The sequence below is a fragment of the Burkholderia metallica genome (assembly GCF_902832845.1).
Lineage (GTDB): Bacteria > Pseudomonadota > Gammaproteobacteria > Burkholderiales > Burkholderiaceae > Burkholderia > Burkholderia metallica.
This window is the reverse complement of the sequence record NZ_CADFDB010000003.1, coordinates 523,583-538,551: the sequence shown is the minus strand read 5'-3', so window position 1 is coordinate 538,551 and position 14,969 is coordinate 523,583. Positions and strand designations below refer to the sequence as shown.

The 14,969-nt window shown below is 65.5% G+C and carries 14 protein-coding genes; 9 read left to right on the top strand and 5 right to left on the bottom strand.

Features of this window, described 5'->3' with window-relative positions; translation table 11 throughout:
- Window positions 1-169: 169 nt before the first annotated feature.
- Both HWX08_RS12595 and HWX08_RS12590 read left to right on the top strand, forming a co-directional pair.
- The gene (locus tag HWX08_RS12595) at window positions 170-1,906 is read left to right on the top strand and encodes a proline--tRNA ligase (protein ID WP_069255703.1); all 1,737 of its coding nucleotides are present in this window, start codon (window positions 170-172) and stop codon (window positions 1,904-1,906) included.
- A 21-nt stretch (window positions 1,907-1,927) separates the two neighbouring features.
- Window positions 1,928-2,530 carry a MarC family protein gene (locus HWX08_RS12590; RefSeq protein ID WP_040126599.1) on the top strand — a complete coding sequence of 201 codons (603 nt, stop codon included), beginning with the start codon at window positions 1,928-1,930 and terminating at the stop codon, window positions 2,528-2,530.
- An 86-nt stretch (window positions 2,531-2,616) separates the two neighbouring features.
- Here the strand turns inward: HWX08_RS12590 and HWX08_RS12585 are convergent, their stop codons facing one another.
- Window positions 2,617-3,168, bottom strand: coding sequence for a hypoxanthine-guanine phosphoribosyltransferase (locus tag HWX08_RS12585; protein WP_069255704.1), 552 nt, complete (start codon window positions 3,166-3,168; stop codon window positions 2,617-2,619).
- Window positions 3,169-3,262: 94 nt separating this feature from the next.
- Complete coding sequence (gene ffh / locus HWX08_RS12580; RefSeq protein WP_069255705.1) at window positions 3,263-4,630, bottom strand: signal recognition particle protein; 1,368 nt, start codon at window positions 4,628-4,630, stop codon at window positions 3,263-3,265.
- Between the two features lie 89 nt (window positions 4,631-4,719).
- Between ffh and HWX08_RS12575 the strand changes: the two genes are divergently transcribed.
- The 7 genes from HWX08_RS12575 to HWX08_RS12545 all read left to right on the top strand — a co-directional run bounded on the left by HWX08_RS12575 (window position 4,720) and on the right by HWX08_RS12545 (window position 12,644).
- Window positions 4,720-5,613 (top strand): cytochrome C assembly family protein, encoded by an 894-nt coding sequence (locus HWX08_RS12575; RefSeq protein WP_069255706.1) that lies wholly within the window; start codon window positions 4,720-4,722, stop codon window positions 5,611-5,613.
- A 13-nt stretch (window positions 5,614-5,626) separates the two neighbouring features.
- Window positions 5,627-5,944, top strand: a complete 318-nt coding sequence (locus HWX08_RS12570) for a PP0621 family protein (RefSeq protein ID WP_069255707.1) — start codon at window positions 5,627-5,629, stop codon at window positions 5,942-5,944.
- Window positions 5,941-6,531: a 1,6-anhydro-N-acetylmuramyl-L-alanine amidase AmpD gene (gene ampD / locus HWX08_RS12565; protein WP_174921814.1), complete on the top strand. Its 591-nt coding sequence runs from the start codon at window positions 5,941-5,943 to the stop codon at window positions 6,529-6,531. The genes HWX08_RS12570 and ampD overlap by 4 nt, the downstream gene beginning before the upstream one ends.
- A gap of 451 nt (window positions 6,532-6,982) precedes the next feature.
- Complete coding sequence (locus HWX08_RS12560; protein WP_069255709.1) at window positions 6,983-9,976, top strand: ribonucleoside-diphosphate reductase subunit alpha; 2,994 nt, start codon at window positions 6,983-6,985, stop codon at window positions 9,974-9,976.
- A 365-nt stretch (window positions 9,977-10,341) separates the two neighbouring features.
- Window positions 10,342-11,553, top strand: a complete 1,212-nt coding sequence (locus HWX08_RS12555; RefSeq protein WP_069255710.1) for a ribonucleotide-diphosphate reductase subunit beta — start codon at window positions 10,342-10,344, stop codon at window positions 11,551-11,553.
- An 82-nt stretch (window positions 11,554-11,635) separates the two neighbouring features.
- Window positions 11,636-11,962 carry a hypothetical protein gene (locus tag HWX08_RS12550; protein WP_107310104.1) on the top strand — a complete coding sequence of 109 codons (327 nt, stop codon included), beginning with the start codon at window positions 11,636-11,638 and terminating at the stop codon, window positions 11,960-11,962.
- A gap of 28 nt (window positions 11,963-11,990) precedes the next feature.
- Complete coding sequence (locus HWX08_RS12545; protein ID WP_076605861.1) at window positions 11,991-12,644, top strand: histone H1-like DNA-binding protein; 654 nt, start codon at window positions 11,991-11,993, stop codon at window positions 12,642-12,644.
- A gap of 259 nt (window positions 12,645-12,903) precedes the next feature.
- On the opposite strand, the gene HWX08_RS12540 is transcribed toward HWX08_RS12545, so the two are convergent.
- The 3 genes from HWX08_RS12540 to tpx form a co-directional block, all read right to left on the bottom strand.
- Window positions 12,904-13,377, bottom strand: coding sequence for an outer membrane lipoprotein (locus tag HWX08_RS12540; RefSeq protein WP_069255712.1), 474 nt, complete (start codon window positions 13,375-13,377; stop codon window positions 12,904-12,906).
- Between the two features lie 19 nt (window positions 13,378-13,396).
- On the bottom strand, window positions 13,397-14,335 hold the full coding sequence (locus HWX08_RS12535; RefSeq protein WP_069255713.1) for a carbohydrate kinase family protein: 939 nt from the start codon (window positions 14,333-14,335) through the stop codon (window positions 13,397-13,399).
- Window positions 14,336-14,420: 85 nt separating this feature from the next.
- The gene (tpx, locus tag HWX08_RS12530) at window positions 14,421-14,924 is read right to left on the bottom strand and encodes a thiol peroxidase (RefSeq protein ID WP_069255714.1); all 504 of its coding nucleotides are present in this window, start codon (window positions 14,922-14,924) and stop codon (window positions 14,421-14,423) included.
- Window positions 14,925-14,969 lie beyond the last annotated feature (45 nt).

Sequence of the window (14,969 nt, the reverse complement as noted above, 5' to 3'; positions counted from 1 at the left end):
GGGCGCTGCGCACCGTGACGGAGCGAATCCGCACGGGGGGCACCGGCTGAATTGTCCCTGATTAGTCTGCTACGTCATCTGCGCCATCGTCGTTCGTCGCGCGCAGCTTTTTCACCTTGAAACTTTTTCGGGCGCCCCGCCTGGGGGCGCCGTTTTTGGAACCGTCCGCATGAAAGCTTCCCGTTTCTTTATCGGCACCCTGAAAGAAGCACCCGCCGACGCAGAGATCGTCAGCCACAAGCTGATGGTGCGCGCCGGCATGATCCGTCGTGTCGCCGGCGGCATCTACAACTACCTGCCGGTCGGCCTGCGTTCGATTCGCAAGGTCGAGGCGATCGTGCGCGAGGAAATGAACCGGGCGGGCGCCATCGAGCTGCTGATGCCGGCCGTGCAGCCGGCCGAGCTGTGGCAGGAATCGGGCCGCTGGGAACAGTACGGCCCCGAGCTGCTGCGCTTCAAGGACCGCAAGGACAACGACTTCGTGATCGGACCGACGCACGAGGAAGTCATCACCGACATCGCGCGCAACCAGATCAAGAGCTACCGGCAGATGCCGGTGAACTTCTACCAGATCCAGACGAAGTTCCGCGACGAGATCCGTCCGCGCTTCGGCGTGATGCGCGGCCGCGAATTCATCATGAAGGACGCGTATTCGTTCGACAAGGACGCGGCCGGCCTGAACGAGTCGTATCGCAAGATGTACGACGCGTACGTGCGCATCTTCACGCGCCTCGGCCTCGAATTCCGTGCGGTCGCGGCCGACAGCGGCTCGATCGGCGGCAACTTCTCGCATGAATTCCACGTGATCGCCGATACCGGCGAAGACGCGATCGCCTACTGCCCGACGTCCGACTTCGCGGCGAACGTCGAAGCGGCCGAAGCGCTGCCGCTGATCGCCCGGCGCGCGGCGCCGGCCGAAGCGATGGAGAAGGTCGCGACGCCCGGCAAGGCGAAGTGCGAAGCCGTCGCCGAGCTGCTGGCGATCCCGCTCGAGCGCACGATCAAGTCGATCGTGCTCGCCACCGACAACGAAGGCGCCGAGCCGACCATCTGGCTCGTGATGCTGCGCGGCGACCACGACCTGAACGAGATCAAGGTGTCGAAGCTGCCGGGCCTGAAGAACCATCGCTTCGCGACCGAGCAGGAAATCGTCGAGTGGTTCGGCACGCCGCCGGGCTATCTCGGCCCGGTCGGCACGAAGAAGCCGGTGAAGGTGATCGCCGATCGCACGGTCGCGAACATGAGCGACTTCGTCGTCGGCGCGAACGAGGTCGACTATCACATCGCGGGCGTGAACTGGGGCCGCGACCTGCCGGAGCCGGACGTCGCCGACGTGCGCAACGTGAAGAAGGGCGACCCGTCGCCGGACGGCAAGGGCGTGATCGACATCTGCCGCGGCATCGAGGTGGGCCACGTGTTCCAGCTCGGCACCAAGTATTCAGAAGCGATGGGCGCGACGTTCCTCGACGAGTCGGGCAAGCCGCAGCCGATGCTGATGGGCTGCTACGGGGTCGGCGTCACGCGTATTCTCGGCGCGGCGATCGAGCAGAACTTCGACGACCGCGGCATCATCTGGCCCGAGTCGATCGCGCCGTTCGAGGTCGTGCTGTGCCCGATGGGCTATGACCGCAGCGACATGGTGCGCGAGACCGCCGACAAGCTGTACGCGGAACTCGTCGCCGCCGGCATCGACGTGATCCTCGACGATCGCGGCGAGCGCCCGGGCGTGATGTTCGCCGACTGGGAGCTGATCGGCGTGCCGCATCGCCTCGTGATCGGCGAGCGCGGCCTGAAGGAAGGCAAGATCGAGTATCAGGGCCGCCGCGACGCCGAAGCGACGCTGCTGCCGGCCGATGCGGCCGCGGCGACGGTCGCGGAGAAGATCCGCGCCGCGCTCGCACGCTAAGCGCACCGACCGGGGAACGCGGTGGAATACACCTTCCTGTCGGCCACCGTGCTCCTGGTGTTGATCACCGATCCGCTCGGCAACATCCCGCTGTTCATCTCGGCGATGCGGGACGTGCCGCGCGAGCGGCGCGTGAAGCTGATCCTGCGTGAAGTGGGGATCGCGTTCGTGATCCTGCTGTTCTTCATGCTGGTCGGCGACCGTTTCCTGCGGATGATGAGCCTCACCGACCTGTCGCTGCGGCTCGGCGGCGGGATCGTGCTGTTCCTGATCGCGTTGCGGATGATCTTCCCGCATCCGGACGGCGCGCTCGGCAACGATCCGCGTGCCGGTGGCGAGCCGTTCATCGTGCCGCTGGCGATTCCGGCGCTTGCCGGGCCGTCCGCGCTCGCGACGGTGATGCTGCTGACGTCGCAAGCGCCGGGCAAGATGCTCGAGTGGGTCGGCGCGCTGACCGTCACGATGATCGTCTGCGCGGTGACGCTGGTGCTGGCCGAGCGCATCCAGCAATGGATCGGCGAGCGGACCGTCGCCGCGTTCGAGCGGCTGATGGGCCTCGTGCTCGTCGCGATTTCGGTCGAGATGATGCTGGGCGGCATCCGCGCGTTCGTGCACCAGCTGTAGGGCAAGGCGGCGCGCGTCCGTAAAAAAAGCGGCGCTCCGGGAAACCGGAGCGCCGCTTGCTATTTATATCGTGCGCAGCGGGGCGCTCAGACGTTCGTGGTGAGCGCGCGGATCGTCGGCAGGTTGCGCCAGTAGCCCTTCGCATCCATCCCGCAGCCAAACACGTAGCGGTCCGGCACCGCGAAGCCGCAGAAGTCGGGGTGCAGCGGCTTCGCCTTCGCGAGCGTCTTCTCGCACAGCACGGCGGACATGAAGCGCTTCGCGCCCATGTCGAGGATGCGGTCGCGGATCGCGGCCATCGTCTCGCCTTCGTCGAGGATGTCGTCGAGCACGAGCACGATGCGATCCTTCACCGATTCGCGCGGCGCGACGCGCCAGTGCATCTCCGGGCTGCCCTGCGTCGTGTTGCGGTAGCGGGTCAGGTGGATGTAGTCGAATTCGAGCGGGAAATCGAGATGCGGCAGCAGCATCCCGGTAAACACCGCGGCGCCGCCCATCACCGAGAGAACGAGCGGGAACGCGTCGCCGATCTCGGCGCGGATCGCGTCGGCCATCTTGGAGATCGACGCGTTGACGGCGTCCGCCGAGACGATCTCTTCGGAGTGGCTGAAAATGTGGAGGGCTTCTTCGCGGTTCATGTGTTCTGGCGGGCAGTCGGTATACAAATAAGAATGAAGCAGAACGGCGGGCGCGCGCTACAGCAAAAACCCGCGCGCCGGCCGACGGGCGGAATCAGCGCATGCCGGGCATCATGCCCTTCAGGCCGCGCATCATCTTCTGCATGTTGCCGCCCTTCAGCTTCTTCATCATCGTACGCATCTGGTCGTACTGGTTCAGCATCCGGTTGACTTCCTGCACCGGCACGCCCGCGCCGGCTGCAATGCGGCGCTTGCGCGTCGCCTTGATGATTTCGGGTTTCGCGCGCTCGGCGGGCGTCATCGAGCTGATGATGCCTTCCATCCGGCGGATCGACTTCTCGGCCTGGCCCATGTCGGCGCCGGCCGCCGCCTGCTGGAACTGCGCGGGCAGCTTGTCCATCAGCGACGACAGGCCGCCCATGTTCTTCATCTGGGAGATCTGCGCGCGGAAATCGTTCAGGTCGAAATCGCCGCCCTTCTTGACCTTGTCGGCGAGCTTCTGCGCGGCCTGCACGTCGACGCCGCGCTGGGCCTCCTCGACGAGCGCGAGGATGTCGCCCATGCCGAGGATCCGGTTCGCCATCCGGTCGGGGTGAAACACCTCGAGGCCGTCGAGCTTCTCGGCGACGCCGACGAACTTGATCGGCTTGCCCGTGACGTGACGCACCGACAGCGCGGCGCCGCCGCGCGAATCGCCGTCGAGCTTGGTCAGCACGACGCCGGTGAGCGGCAGCGTGTCGTTGAACGCCTTCGCGGTGTTGACCGCGTCCTGGCCGAGCATCGCGTCGACGACGAACAGCGTTTCGGCCGGCTTCAGCGTGCCGTGCAGCGCGGCGATTTCCTGCATCATCGCCTCGTCGATGCCGAGGCGGCCGGCCGTGTCGACGATCAGCACGTCATGGTAGTGGCGCTTCGCCCAGTCGACGGCCGCGACCGCGATGTCGACGGGCTTCTGGTCCGGCGTGGACGGGAAGAAGTCGGCGCCGACCTGTTCGCTCACCGTTTTCAGCTGCATGATCGCGGCCGGGCGATACACGTCGCACGACACGGTCAGCACCTTCTTCTTGTGCTTCTCGCGCAGCAGCTTCGCGAGCTTGCCGACGGTCGTGGTCTTGCCGGCGCCCTGCAGGCCGGCCATCAGGATCACGGCGGGCGGCGTGACCGCGAGGTTCAGCTCGGCGGCCTTGCCCTCGTAGTCGCCGCCGATCACGGCGGTCAGTTCCTTCTGGACCACGCCGACGAGCGCCTGGCCCGGCGACAGGCTGCTGATCACTTCTTCGCCGAGCGCCTTTTCCTTGACCTTGGCGATGAATTCGCGAACGACCGGCAGCGACACGTCGGCTTCCAGCAGCGCGAGACGCACCTCGCGGAGCATCTCCTGCGTGTTCGCCTCGGTGAGCCGGGCCTCGCCGCGCAGCGTCTTGACGACGCGCGCCATCCGTTGAGTGAGATTGTCGAGCATGGGGAGCGATGGACAGTGGGGCCCGAAGGCGCGGCGGAACCGAATAAAGGGAGCCGTCGCGGGAAGGGGGCCTAGTGTAAACTTCGAACATGGATATTGTACTGTATGCCCTCACCGCATTCCTGTACGGCGGCCTCGCCGTTGCAGGCTGGCGCACGCACCGCCAGGGCGCGACGCCGCTCGTCGCGAGCGTGCCGGCCGTGCCGGTTCCCGCGTCCGCCGCGTCCGGGATGAGCGGGGCCGGCCGCGCGCTGCTGTTTGCCGCGCTCGTCGCGCACGGCGTGCTGCTCCACATGACGATTTTCCCGAACGACGCGATGGTGTTCGGCTTCGCGTTCGCGCTGTCCGCGATGTTCTGGCTCGGCGCCGGCATCTACTGGATCGAGAGCTTCTTCTTCCCGCTCGACAGCCTGCGCCTGCTGGTGCTGCCGCTCGCCTGCGGCGCGTCGCTGCTGCCGCTCGTGTTCGGCGGCGTGCGGGTGCTTCCTTATGCCGCAGCGCCGCTGTTCAAGCTGCACTTCCTGATCGCGAACATCGCGTACGGCCTGTTCGCGATCGCCGCGCTGCACGCGGTCCTGATGCTGATGGTCGAGCGGCGGCTGCAGTCGCTGAGAAGCGGTGGGCGCGAAGGCTCGACGGGCTGGATCGCGAGCTGGCTCGAAACGCTGCCGCCGCTGCTCACGCTCGAGAAGCTGCTGTTCCGCCTGATCGGCGCCGGCTTCGTGCTGCTCACGCTGACGCTCGCGTCGGGCATCCTGTTCAGCGAGCAGGTCGACGCGCGCGCGCTGCGGCTCGACCACAAGACCGTCTTCGCGATCCTGTCGTGGCTGATGTTCGGCGGCCTGCTGGTCGCTCGCAAGACGTCGGGCTGGCGTGGCCGCGGTGCGGCGCGCTGGGTGCTCGTGTCGTTCGCCGCGCTGCTGCTCGCGTATGTCGGCAGCCGGTTCGTTTTCGAGGTGCTGCTGCACCGTTCCGTGGTTTGACCGCAGGTTTCCGATGCGACAGATTCTTCTCCTGATTCTTCTTTTCTTCGCGGGTTCGTGGATCGCGCGCAAGCTGCGCCAGGCCCAGGAGCACGCGCAGGCGCGCACCGGCCGCGGCCCGGGTGACGACGGCATGCCCGGCGCCGGTAGCGCGGGCGCCGCGCGCCCGAACGGCGGCACGCGCTCGCTGCCCGAGCCGATGGTGCGCTGTGCCGAATGCGGCGTGCATGCGCCGAAGGGCGACGCCGTCGCCGCGGGCGGCGACTACTTCTGCAGCGCCGAGCACGCGCAGCGCCACGCCGCGCGTACGAGCGGTCGCGACGCGCGATGAGCGACGCGGCGCCGCTGTCGGTCGACGCGAACGGCTGGGTGCGCGAAGCGCGCCATGCGCCGTCGCCGAACTTCGAGGTGCGGCCCGCGGGCGCGGTGCCGACGCTCGTGGTGGTCCACAACATCAGCCTGCCGCCCGGCGAGTTCGGCGGCGACGCGATCGAGGCGCTGTTCCTCAATCGCCTCGACTGCGATGCGCACCCCTATTACCAGAGCCACCTGCGCGGCGTACGCGTGTCCGCGCACTTCCTGATCCGCCGCAGCGGCGAGCTCGTGCAGTTCGTGTCGTGCGACGAGCGCGCGTGGCATGCGGGCTCGTCCGAGTTCTTCGGCCGGCCGCGCTGCAACGACTTCTCGATCGGCGTCGAGCTCGAAGGCGCGGACGACGTGCCGTTCGAGGCGGCGCAGTACGCGACGCTCGCCGCGCTCTCCCGCGCGCTCGTCGCCCGCTATCCGGTCGACGCATTCGCGGGACACTCGGACGTCGCACCGGGCCGCAAGACCGACCCGGGCCCGCATTTCGATTGGCAACGCTTCGCGAGCGATGCCGGTTTTTCCGCCGAATACTTTCCTTTCCGTCAGCACTGATCGCGGGGTTTTTTGACCGGAGAAATTTTTTTCTCCGACCAATGCCTTGCCGTGTCTGCGCGCGAGCGATGTCAAGACCTTCGTCTCAAATTATCCGTTTTGACCTCGTCCGAATGTCCACTATACTTGGTGCCAGTTGAGCGGTTCTGTACTAGATATAGTGTGTGTCGCAGGGGAAACCCGAGCGGCGCCGGCCGGCGGCCAACGCCGGCGGACAGGGTTCTCAGGGCGACGTGTCAGGCCGGGCGGTCCGGACGTCGCGATCAGCGCAGCGAACATCGACGGGGCAGGGTATACATGACGAAGCACACGACCGGATCGGTTGTCGCGCATCGACCGAACCGGCTTCCCCGGCGCATCGCTCGCCTCTTACCGCTCGCGCACCGCGTTGCGCAGCGTTCGTTTTAATCCGCGGTTCTCTCCGCACCATCCAACACCAGGAGCTTTGCACATGCAAACCACCGACAACGCGACGTCCCAGTACGAGAGCGCCTCGAGCCGTCCGCTCGGCGGGACCGAACAGGGCGCGAAGGCGCTCGCGCCGCAGGCCACGTTCGCCGACTACAAGGTGATCCGCCGCAACGGCAGCGTGGTGTCGTTCGAACCCTCGAAGATCGCGATCGCGGTGACCAAGGCTTTCCTGGCCGTCAACGGCGGGCAGGGCGCGGCATCGGCGCGCGTACGCGAGCAGGTCGAACAGCTGACGCACAACGTCGTGCGCGCGCTCGTGCGCAGCCGCCCGAACGGCGGTACGTTCCATATCGAAGACATCCAGGACCAGGTCGAACTCGCGCTGATGCGCGGCGGCGAGCACAACGTCGCGCGTGCGTACGTGCTGTATCGCGAGAAGCGTCACCTCGAGCGTCAGCATGCGGGCGAGGAAGCCGCGGCAGCGGGCGGCGACGCGAGCACCGGCATCAACGTCGTCGACAACGGCGTCACGCGTCCGCTCGACCTGAACGCGCTGCGCGCACTGATCGTGTCGGCGTGCGACGGCCTCGGCGCTGCGGTTAACCCTGACCCGATCGTCGCGGAAACGGTGAAGAACCTGTACGACGGCGTGCCGATGAGCCAGGTCTACGACTCGGCGATCCTGGCTGCGCGCACGATGATCGAAAAGGACCCGGCCTACAGCCAGGTCACGGCCCGCATCCTGCTGCACACGATCCGTCGCGAGATCCTCGGCGAGGAAGTCGTCCAGGCCGAGATGTCGACCCGCTACGCGGAATACTTCCCGCAGTTCCTGAAGCGCGGCGTCGACGCCGGCCTGCTCGACGACAAGCTGCTGCAGTTCGACCTGAAGCGTCTCGGCGAAGCGCTCGACGCGAACCGCGACCTGCAGTTCGGCTACCTCGGCCTGCAGACGCTGTACGACCGCTACTTCCTGCACGTCGACGGCACCCGCATCGAAATGCCGCAGGCATTCTTCATGCGCGTCGCAATGGGCCTGTCGCTGAACGAGATCGACCGCGAAACGCGCGCGATCGAGTTCTACAACGTGCTGTCGAGCTTCGACTTCATGAGCTCGACGCCGACGCTGTTCAACTCGGGCACGCACCGCTCGCAGCTGTCGTCGTGCTACCTGACGACGGTCGCCGACGATCTCGACGGCATCTATGAAGCGCTGAAGGAAAACGCGCTGCTGTCGAAGTTCGCGGGCGGCCTCGGCAACGACTGGACGCGCGTGCGCGCACTCGGCTCGCATATCAAGGGCACGAACGGCAAGTCGCAAGGCGTGGTTCCGTTCCTGAAGGTCGTGAACGACACGGCCGTCGCGGTGAACCAGGGCGGCAAGCGCAAGGGCGCGGTCTGCGCGTACCTCGAATCGTGGCACCTCGACATCGAGGAGTTCCTCGAGCTGCGCAAGAACACCGGTGACGATCGCCGCCGGACGCACGACATGAACACGGCGAACTGGATTCCCGACCTGTTCATGAAGCGCGTGATGGAAGGCGCCGACTGGACGCTGTTCTCGCCGTCGACCTGCCCGGACCTGCACGACAAGTTCGGCGCGGACTTCGAGAAGGCTTACACGGCTTACGAAGACAAGGTCGCGCGCGGCGAGATCAAGCTGTTCAAGAAGATCCCGGCGCAGCAGCTCTGGCGCAAGATGCTCGGCATGCTGTTCGAGACGGGCCACCCGTGGATCACGTTCAAGGATCCGTGCAACGTGCGCTCGCCGCAGCAGCACGTCGGCGTCGTCCATTCGTCGAACCTGTGCACGGAAATCACGCTGAACACGAGCGACACCGAAATCGCGGTGTGCAACCTCGGCTCGGTGAACCTCGTCGCCCACCTGGTGAAGCAGGCCGACGGCAGCTACGCGCTCGACCACGACAAGCTCAAGCGTACGATCAGCGTCGCGATGCGCATGCTCGACAACGTGATCGACATCAACTACTACGCGGTGCCGAAGGCGCGTAACTCGAACCTGAAGCACCGCCCGGTCGGCATGGGCATCATGGGCTTCCAGGACTGCCTGCACCTGCTGCGCACGCCGTACGCGTCGCAAGAGGCGGTCGAGTTCGCCGACCGTTCGATGGAAGCGGTCTGCTACTACGCGTACTACGCGTCGACCGAGCTGGCCGAAGAGCGCGGCCGCTACTCGAGCTACCGCGGCTCGCTGTGGGATCGCGGCATCCTCCCGCAGGACACGCTGAAGCTGCTGACGGAAGCGCGCGGCGGCTATGTCGAAGTCGACACGTCCGAATCGCTCGACTGGACGTCGCTGCGTTCGCGGATCGCCGCGCACGGCATGCGCAACTCGAACTGCGTCGCGATCGCGCCGACGGCGACGATCTCGAACATCATCGGCGTGTCGGCGTGTATCGAGCCGACCTTCCAGAACCTGTACGTGAAGTCGAACCTGTCGGGCGAATTCACGGTGGTGAACGAGTACCTGGTGCGCGACCTGAAGGAGCGCGGCCTGTGGGACGAAGTGATGGTCGCCGACCTGAAGTACTTCGACGGCATGCTGTCGCGCATCGACCGCATCCCGGCCGACCTGCGCGCGATCTACGCGACCGCGTTCGAGGTCGACCCGACGTGGCTGGTCGAAGCGGCATCGCGTCGCCAGAAGTGGATCGACCAGGCGCAGTCGCTGAACATCTACATGGGCGGCGCGTCGGGCAAGAAGCTCGACGAGGTCTACAAGCTCGCGTGGCTGCGCGGCCTGAAGACGACCTACTACCTCCGCACGATGGCGGCGACGCACGTCGAGAAGTCGACGGTCGCACACGGCGCGCTGAACGCCGTGCCGACGGGCGGCGGTTCGGGCAGCGGCGGCGCGCAAGGCGCGGCTGGCGGCTTCGGTGCGGCGGGCGGCGATGCGTCGTCGGGCGCGGTCAACGCAGCGCCGGCACTCGCGCCGGTCGAGGCGGATGGTCCGGTGTGCACGATGCGTCCGGGCGATCCGGGCTTCGACGAGTGCGAAGCGTGCCAGTAACGCAGTGCGGCTGACCTGAGAAGCAGGTCGGCGCGGCGCGCACGACGACCGATCGAGGTTGAAGTGTGCGCCGCTCTCAACTAAAAAAATGATAAGGAATCTGTAACGCGGCACCTGCGTTGCAGGCAGTGACAAGCGATCGAAACATCCCCGACGACGTCGCGTTTCGATCAGCGTTCGATGCGTCGAGCGCACCTCGCGATACACGCGCGACTCGCATCGCGCGCTGCACGAACGACGATGCGTTGCTCAAAGTGTTGTATCGAGGTCGCAACGCGAATCGAAAAAAGGATTTTTCGTGAGCGAACCCTTTTATCGCTCAGGAAAAGATGGTACAAACCGTTCTAAATTGATGGTGAGAATTTATGCTCAACTGGGATGACGAGAAGACTGCCGTAACTCCCGCGAGCGGAGCGCAGCAAAACGCGATGCGCACCTCCGCAGGAATGGCTGTCGGACTGCAGGCTGCAACGCCTGCCGCCCATCAGGTCCGCGACATTTTCGAAGGCGATCTTGCGGTGCCCCCGCAAGCATCGGCTGTTCCCGCCGGCGGTACGGAAGCGCGGGTCAATGTCGCCGACAAGCGCATCATCAACGGCCAGACTGACGTCAATCAGCTGGTGCCGTTCAAGTACAAGTGGGCGTGGGAAAAGTATCTGGCCGGTTGCGCGAACCACTGGATGCCGCAGGAAATCAACATGTCCCGCGACATCGCACTGTGGAAGGACCCGAACGGTCTGACCGAGGACGAGCGCCGCATCGTGAAGCGCAACCTCGGCTTCTTCGTGACGGCCGATTCGCTCGCCGCGAACAACATCGTGCTCGGCACGTACCGCCACATCACGGCGCCCGAGTGCCGGCAGTTCCTGCTGCGCCAGGCGTTCGAAGAGGCGATCCACACGCACGCATACCAGTACATCGTCGAATCGCTCGGCCTCGATGAAGGCGAGATCTTCAACGCGTACCACGAGGTCGCGTCGATCCGCGCGAAGGACGAATTCCTGATCCCGTTCATCCACACGCTGACGGATCCGGCCTTCAAGACCGGCACGCTCGAAGCGGATCAGAAGCTGCTGAAGTCGCTGATCGTGTTCGCCTGCATCATGGAAGGCCTGTTCTTCTATGTCGGGTTCACGCAGATCCTCGCGCTCGGCCGCCAGAACAAGATGACGGGTGCTGCAGAGCAATATCAGTACATCCTGCGCGACGAGTCGATGCACTGCAACTTCGGCATCGACCTGATCAACCAGATCAAGCTCGAGAATCCGCATCTCTGGACCGCCGAATTCCGTGCCGAGATCCGCGAGCTGTTCAAGCAGGCTGTCGAACTCGAATACCGCTACGCCGAGGACACGATGCCGCGCGGCGTGCTGGGTTTGAACGCGTCGATGTTCAAGAGCTATCTGCGCTTCATCAGCAACCGCCGTTGCCAGCAGATCGGCCTTGACCCGCTGTATCCGAACGAGGAAAACCCGTTCCCGTGGATGAGCGAGATGATCGACCTGAAGAAGGAACGCAACTTCTTCGAGACGCGTGTGATCGAGTATCAGACGGGCGGCGCGCTGTCCTGGGAATAACCCGCAGCAGCGAACCCGTCACATGATGGAGCAGCCGGCGGCCTCTCGGCCCCGGCCCAAGGTTTAGGAGCAAGAACGCCTGATGCAAAGCATGCCCGGTGCCTTAACGGCCCAACGACACGACAGGCACTTTGCGAACCCTTCAGTGGGATGGGCAAACTTCCCTCCGGAAAAAGCGGACGGCCGCGTGGCGGTCCGCTTGATCAAGCGATTAGGGGTAGCGGCGCGAGGTGCGCCGGCTACCGACTTGATTTGGCGCGCGAGGCCGGGTGGTCACGCGCGCCATACCGTATTCATTAGCGTAAGCGCGTGGTATCTGCGTACGCCGATGAATAGCCCGCTTCGAAGCGCACGTCCTGAACAGCGTCCGCGGGAAGCGGGTTTTGACGAAGGGTGTAGTTTGAACTGACTCTCATCTGAACCTGAAGGAGAACAACATGGCTACCGCCAAGAAAAAACCGGCTGCTAAGAAGGTCGCTGCAAAGAAAACCGTTGCGAAGAAGGCTGCTGCTCCGGCGAAGAAGGCTGCAGTGAAGAAGGTTGCTGCGAAGAAGGTCGCGGTGAAGAAGGTTGCCGCGAAGAAGGCAGCGCCGGCCAAGAAGGCCGCAGCGAAGAAGGTTGCTGCAAAGAAGGTCGCAACGAAGAAGGTTGCAGCCAAGAAGGTTGCTGCGAAGAAAGTCGCGGTGAAGAAGGTTGCCGCGAAGAAGGCAGCACCGGCGAAGAAGGCCGCAGCGAAGAAGGTTGCAGCCAAGAAAGTCGCAGTGAAGAAGGTTGCTGCGAAGAAGGCCGCACCGGCGAAGAAGGCTGCTGCCAAGAAGGCTGCGCCGGCGAAGAAGGCTGCTGCGAAGAAGGCTGCGCCTGCGAAGAAGGCTGCCGCTAAGAAGGCTGCGCCTGCGAAGAAGGCCGCTGCGCCTGCTGCGAAGAAGGCTGCCGCTCCGGCGAAGAAGGCTGCTGCTCCGAAGAAGGCCGTCGTGAAGAAGGCTGCACCGGCAACGACCGCGTCGACCGCATCGGTTGCGCCGGCATCGGGCGTGAAGACCGCGCTCAACCCGGCAGCGGCATGGCCGTTCCCGACTGGCAGCCGTCCGTAATCGCGGCTGACCACCACCCGGACACTCACGCGGTGTCCGTGGGTTGAGTAGCGCTACTCAATCAGTCCCGCCATCTGGCTCAGGTGGCGGGATTTTTTTCGTCCGCCTTTTTCGATGATGCGCCAGGTGCCCGTACGCCGGGTGCCCGTATGCCGGCTGCCCGTATGCCGGGAGCGGCGAGTATGGACGAAAAAAAACGCATGTGCGGCTTCGCACATGCGTTCGACCGCGGCTTGCGCCGCGTGCTGAGGTACCCGTTTTAGTGCGTGACGCGCGTGACGCCGCCGCTCGACAGCAGGCGTACCCGCTCGCCGGCGCGGAACGCTTCGCCGCTGGCTGCCTGCGTGATCGAGCGCAGATCGCCGTTGTCGAGACGCACGGTGATTTCGACACCGTTCGCCGTGCTGAGGTTTTCGCCGACCGCGTTGCCCGCGACCGCGCCCACGAGACCGCCTGCGATCGCGGTCAGGATCGAGCCCTTGCCGCCGCCGATCGCGCTGCCCGCCACCGCGCCGAGTGCGCCGCCGCCGAGCGTGCCGATCGCGCTGCCGCCGCCGTCCGACTGGATGCGCACCGCGCGGACGCTTTCGACCGTACCCATGCGGACCGTCTGTTCGCGCTGCGCCTGGCCGACGCTATAGACGTCCGCCGAGCCGGGTGCGGTGAAGCAGCCGGTGAGTGTCAGCGAGGCCGCCAGCATGGCCGCGAGCGTGAGGGTCTTTTTCGTCAACATCTTTGCTCTCCCACAATATTCATTTGAGACTGTAACCGAATGCAGTCTCGAAGCGCGCGTCGATTTCGGCGCGCGTCAGTACGTAAGTCTGGGGCCCCTGGTGGGCGATCTTGATCGAGCCCATCAGGCTCGCTAGGCGGCCGGTGGTTGCCCAGTCGAGGCCATGCTCGATGCCGTACAGCAGACCACCGCGGAACGCATCGCCGCAGCCCGTCGGATCGGCGATACGTTCGGCCGCCACGACAGGAATCTGCTCCGAACCCTGCTTGTGGCGGATGGTCGCGCCGTGCTCGCCACGCGTGATGACGAGGGCGTCGACCCGGCTGGCGATTTCATCTTCGGACCATCCCGTCTTGTCGCTCACCAGCTTGGCCTCGTAGTCGTTGACCGCTACGTAGGTCGCAAGTTCAATGCTGCGGCGCAGCGTCGCACCGTCGAACAGCGGCAGGCCCTGGCCCGGATCGAACACGAACGGCACGCCGGCCCGGGCGAGTTCCTCCACGTGCTGCACCATCCCGTCGAAGCCGTCCGGGCCGACGATCGCGAGCTTGATGTCCGGCGCGTCGCCCGCGTGGTTCAGGTGCGACTGCATCATCGCGCCCGGGTGGAACGCCGCGATCTGGTTGTTGTCGAGATCGGTCGTGATCATCGCCTGCGCGGTGTACGTATCGGGCAGCACGCGGACGTGGTCGCGGCGCAGGCCCAGCTGGTCGAGCCGGTCGAGATACGGCTGCGCGTCGAGCGCGCCCACCGTCCCCATCATGCGCGCATCGCCGCCGAGCAGGTGCAGCGCGTACGCGATGTTGCCCGCGCAGCCGCCGAATTCGCGGCGCATCGTCGGCACGAGGAAGCTCAGGTTGATGAGGTGCACCTGGTCGGGCAGGATGTGCTCGCGGAACCGCCCTTCGAAGGTCATGATGGAGTCGTAGGCGATCGAACCGCAGATCAACGTAGCCAAGGTGTGCGTTCCTGTAGAAATGAGGGACCCTGCGCGACAGCGCCGCGCGAAAGGCGCGGCGCGGCAGGGTAAAGCGAAAGAAAGCTTACTTCAGTGCGGCGAGCGCTGCATCGTAGTTCGGCTCGTCCTTGATTTCGCCGACGAGTTCCGCGTGGATCACCTTGTCCTGCGCGTCGAGCACGACGACGGCGCGGGCGGTCAGGCCGTTCAGCGGGCCGCTCGTGATGTCGACGCCGTATGCGTTAGCGAACGCGCGGCCGGTGCGGAACGTCGAAGCCGTCACGACGTTCTCGAGCCCTTCGGTCGTGCAGAAGCGCGTGGCGGCGAACGGCAGGTCGGCGGACACGACGACGACGACCGTGTTGTCGAGCGACGACGCGGCTTCGTTGAACTTGCGGGTCGACGTCGCGCAGGTCGGCGTGTCGAGGCTCGGGACGATGTTCAGCACCTTGCGCTTGCCGGCGAAGCTGGCGAGCGACAGGTCGGCGAGGTCCTTGCCGACCAGCTTGAAATCGGCGCCTTGCGTGCCGACGGCCGGGAACGTGCCTGCGAGATCGATCGGGTTGCCACCCAGCGTAACTTTGCTCATGTTCGTGCTCCGAAATAGCGCGCCGCTCGGGCGCGCGGGTTGAGA

Coding starts and splice junctions, on each gene's coding strand:
- HWX08_RS12560 (WP_069255709.1), top strand. CDS start 6,983: ATGCAAACCACCGACAACGCGACGTCCCAGTACGAGAGCGCCTCGAGC.
- tpx (WP_069255714.1), bottom strand. CDS start 14,924: ATGAGCAAAGTTACGCTGGGTGGCAACCCGATCGATCTCGCAGGCACG.
- HWX08_RS12595 (WP_069255703.1), top strand. CDS start 170: ATGAAAGCTTCCCGTTTCTTTATCGGCACCCTGAAAGAAGCACCCGCC.
- ffh (WP_069255705.1), bottom strand. CDS start 4,630: ATGCTCGACAATCTCACTCAACGGATGGCGCGCGTCGTCAAGACGCTG.
- HWX08_RS12545 (WP_076605861.1), top strand. CDS start 11,991: ATGGCTACCGCCAAGAAAAAACCGGCTGCTAAGAAGGTCGCTGCAAAG.
- HWX08_RS12540 (WP_069255712.1), bottom strand. CDS start 13,377: ATGTTGACGAAAAAGACCCTCACGCTCGCGGCCATGCTGGCGGCCTCG.
- HWX08_RS12555 (WP_069255710.1), top strand. CDS start 10,342: ATGCTCAACTGGGATGACGAGAAGACTGCCGTAACTCCCGCGAGCGGA.
- HWX08_RS12585 (WP_069255704.1), bottom strand. CDS start 3,168: ATGAACCGCGAAGAAGCCCTCCACATTTTCAGCCACTCCGAAGAGATC.
- HWX08_RS12550 (WP_107310104.1), top strand. CDS start 11,636: ATGCAAAGCATGCCCGGTGCCTTAACGGCCCAACGACACGACAGGCAC.
- ampD (WP_174921814.1), top strand. CDS start 5,941: ATGAGCGACGCGGCGCCGCTGTCGGTCGACGCGAACGGCTGGGTGCGC.
- HWX08_RS12575 (WP_069255706.1), top strand. CDS start 4,720: ATGGATATTGTACTGTATGCCCTCACCGCATTCCTGTACGGCGGCCTC.
- HWX08_RS12570 (WP_069255707.1), top strand. CDS start 5,627: ATGCGACAGATTCTTCTCCTGATTCTTCTTTTCTTCGCGGGTTCGTGG.